Below are 3,376 nucleotides of genomic sequence, written 5' to 3'. Positions count from 1 at the left end.
GGAATCATCAAGGTTGATTCCATTGTGGTTTTTGTATCTGGACTCTTGCCCAAAGAGAAAGCCAGGGTTCGTATTCTTAAAGTTTTAAAGAATTATGCGTTTGGAAAAATTGAAGAGTTGCTGGAACGATCTGAAATTCGAAGACAGCCTTTGTGTTCTATTGCCGCTTCTTGCGGCGGCTGTTGTTTTCAGCATGTTGAATATAAAGAACAATTAAGAATCAAGAGCGAATACGTATCCAGTTTGATGAAAGATGTCAAAGTGTATCCGACTTTAGGAATGGAAGATCCATGGTATTATCGAAACAAGGCACAATTTCCCGTTCAGGTGACAAATGGAAAAGTTCAAATGGGATTTTATCGAGCCCATTCCAATCAAATCGTAGATTGTGATCACTGTCTGATTCAGTCAAAAGAGATCAATGAAGTCTATTCTTATATCAAAGAACATATAAAGGTCGAACAAGCTGTAGGCTTGCGCCATATTCTTCTTCGAAGCAATGAAGAACAGGAAGTGCAAGTTGTTTTTATCGGCACTGAAAATCATATATTCGATTTTTCAAAAGAATTGGTGGAACATTTTTCCAATATTGTTTCAATCGTTTTTAATGAAAATCTTAGAAACGACAATGTGATTTTAGGCCAGAGATATGAAGTTTTATTTGGCTCGGATTCAATCACGCAAAACTGTATGGGACAAAATATTCGGCTGCATTTCAAATCATTTTTTCAAGTCAACCCAAAACAGATGGAAGTTCTATATTCGAAAGCAATCGAGAGTGCAAAACTTGATAAGAGCAAACAAGTGATCGATCTATATTCGGGGGCAGGGACGATCAGTTGCATTTTAGCTTTGCATGTAAAAAAAGTGATTGGTGTTGAGATTGTAAAAGAAGCGGTGCAAAACGCAGTTCAAAATGCACAGATCAACCATTTGGAAAACGTGGAATTTGTCTGTGCCGATGTCAGCGACTTTATTCGTTCTTATAAAGAAAAGACGGATGTCGTATTTGTGGATCCGCCTCGAAAAGGCCTGACCCAGACCGGGATCCAGCATATTTCCATGTTGAAGCCGGAAACCGTTGTCTATATTTCGTGCAATCCAAACACACTGGCCCGGGATGCTCTTCTTTTTAAAGAAAAAGGCTATACCCTGAAGAGCGTACAGCCGGTTGATATGTTTTGTCACACCAATGGATTAGAATGTATTGCGGTTTTTGATAATTACCAGATGTAACAGCATTTATCGGTTTTCGAGATAGCAGAATAAAAGTCTTCTTTTGCGATAGTTAAAAGACCTTCTTCTGTCTCACTTTGTATGTCATCTGAAGGGTCGGTAATACAGTAGCCTAAGATATTTCCGTTATCATCGCTGATATACCCGGTTACCAGAACAAAGTGAGTGGAAGTGAATGAGGAGCTTTCGTACAAAAGGGATGTGTCAACATAGATAAATACGGGATCGTTGCTTTCCGTATCCGTTTTTATTCTTTCTTCAAATTCAAGCATTTGTTCATCATTCCAATTCGAAAGATTTTCCAGACGATAACCCACCCGATTTGAGCCGGGAACTTCGTATCCAAAACGATATTTGTTTACAGTACGTGTTAATTTTTCGGAATTCGTGTTATAAGAATCACAAATCTCTGAAGCTAATTGTTCTTGTGAAATGGTATGGCCATGTAAATCAAGCACCATTTTTAAGCAGGCAGGACCCGTATCGTACCCTTCCTCTTGAATCACTCTTTTTACGGGCAGTTGATGTTTGATCCCTTCGATCTCTGGAACGGTTTCCTTAGTTTCTTTGTCATCGATAAGACTTTTTTCTTCTGCTTCATTATCTATTTGACTTTGAAGGATCTGATCTTCTGTATGTGTATTTGATGATAAAAAACTTGAGATAACGAAAAAAGCCAGGAGAGCTCCAACCGCCAAAATTACTAAAATCCCTATAATTAACCAGATTTTATGAGATTTTTTTGGAGGGGCATGGAAATTGGGAGGCATTTCCTGGTTTAAAGGTTTTCCGCAAGAACCGCAAAAAGAAGCTCCGGGAGAATTTTCATAGTTACAATACTTACATCGCATAATCATTGACTCCTTTGATTTTAATATAGCATATATGATTGTATGATTGGAATTTATCCTATTAAAAAAGTTGATTATGTATATAAAGAACGAGAATCATTAATTTCTTTTTGGTTATAGTATTATTGTCAAACTATGATTTTTTCGTTATAATAGGTTGGCATGAGGTCGTGGTGGAATCGGCAGACACGCTACTTTGAGGGGGTAGTGAGCTTAGCTCGTGTGGGTTCAAGTCCCACCGTCCTCACCATAGAAAAGACAAGCCCGTTCAGGGCTTTTTTGTTTCTTCTATTTTTTTATGATAGAATATTTCCAATGATGAGAAGGCAGGGATTTCAATGAAAAATAATAAGGTCATTAAGATCACACTTTATGTTTGTTCACTTTTGGCGCTGGTTTATACCGGCTTCACTTTATTTTCCACATACGAATCTGTAACTGCATATTATGAAGCGTATAATGCGGAAATTGGAGCGATGGATATGATTACATCCTTGATTTCAAACGCTTTTGTTCCGCTCATGTTTGCCGTTGTTCTGTATACTTTGGCATATATCGTAGAAGGGGTTCAATCCATCTATTCAGAGTTTGAAGTGGTTTCTACCGAAGAAAGTTCGAATCGGGAAGCAGAAAATGCCCAGACAGAGCCAAAAGAAGAGGAACAAAAAGCAGAAAATCAAGAGTCTGCATCGGAAGAAGAAAAAGCAAGGGAAGATAAAGAAAAGAATTTAGAAGAAAGTTCAGAGTAAAATCTGAACTTTTTTCATAAGATCCGGATTTTTTTTCGTATTTATTATAGGCAATGTTTTAAGGAGCAAAGGAGAGAAAGAATGCGAAAAAAAATCAGAAAGTATTTGATGATCCTATGCAGTTTATGGATCGTATTAGGAAATATATTGCCGGTTCATGCCAGTCAGGGAAATGTTGTAAAAGTGGAATGTCCGGTGGGGGTAATCGCTGATCCCAATAATAAATGGGCAATCGGCCTTACAAGTGCGACTTCTACAGGCTATTATTCAGCCTTCTATTCAAAATTAAGCATCAATGGGAAAAAGGTGTATTGCCTGGAACCATTGGTTTCTATTGTTGATGGAGCCGGGGATTACCAGGCTTCTGACTTAGCTTCTTATTATGGAAATGCTGCATTGACGCAAAAATTAGAAAGAATATCCGGCTTAGGTTATGGCTTTCAAAACGACTATTCTATGGAAATGGACTTCGCAACGCAAATAAGGATCTGGCAGGAGATTTCTCCGGGATTGATTACAAATATTCACCCTTCCATTCAA

4 protein-coding genes and 1 tRNA gene are annotated in these 3,376 nt (G+C 38.0%); 4 read left to right on the top strand and 1 reads right to left on the bottom strand.

The window, feature by feature from the left end; all coding sequences use genetic code 11:
- A partial coding sequence (rlmD, locus tag Q0K03_RS07335; protein WP_297239055.1) for a 23S rRNA (uracil(1939)-C(5))-methyltransferase RlmD occupies positions 1–1,236 on the top strand: 1,236 nt, incomplete at its 5' end.
- Here the strand turns inward: rlmD and Q0K03_RS07330 are convergent.
- Positions 1,224–2,087 (bottom strand): C39 family peptidase, encoded by an 864-nt coding sequence (locus Q0K03_RS07330; RefSeq protein WP_297239054.1) that lies wholly within the window; start codon positions 2,085–2,087, stop codon positions 1,224–1,226. The two genes, rlmD and Q0K03_RS07330, sit on opposite strands and share 13 nt — an antisense overlap.
- Before the next feature lie 164 nt (positions 2,088–2,251).
- On the opposite strand from Q0K03_RS07330, the gene Q0K03_RS07325 reads away from it, so the two are divergent.
- The 3 genes from Q0K03_RS07325 to Q0K03_RS07315 all read left to right on the top strand — a co-directional run.
- A tRNA-Leu gene (locus Q0K03_RS07325) sits at positions 2,252–2,337 on the top strand.
- Between the two features lie 88 nt (positions 2,338–2,425).
- Entirely contained in the window at positions 2,426–2,836 is a 411-nt protein-coding gene (locus Q0K03_RS07320; protein ID WP_297239053.1) for a hypothetical protein, read from the top strand.
- An 81-nt stretch (positions 2,837–2,917) separates the two neighbouring features.
- The coding region (locus Q0K03_RS07315) for a hypothetical protein (RefSeq protein ID WP_297239052.1) at positions 2,918–3,376 on the top strand (459 nt) is incomplete at its 3' end.

This window comes from uncultured Faecalicoccus sp. (genome assembly GCF_944327125.1).
In the GTDB taxonomy this organism is placed as follows: domain Bacteria; phylum Bacillota_I; class Bacilli_A; order Erysipelotrichales; family Erysipelotrichaceae; genus Faecalicoccus.
Note: the sequence above shows the minus strand (reverse complement) of the source record. Positions and strands in the feature narration are given on the sequence as shown.

Bases quoted from the DNA above. Each gene is read 5' to 3' on its own strand.
- Q0K03_RS07330 (WP_297239054.1), bottom strand. From the start codon at position 2,087: ATGCGATGTAAGTATTGTAACTATGAAAATTCTCCCGGAGCTTCTTTT.
- Q0K03_RS07320 (WP_297239053.1), top strand. From the start codon at position 2,426: ATGAAAAATAATAAGGTCATTAAGATCACACTTTATGTTTGTTCACTT.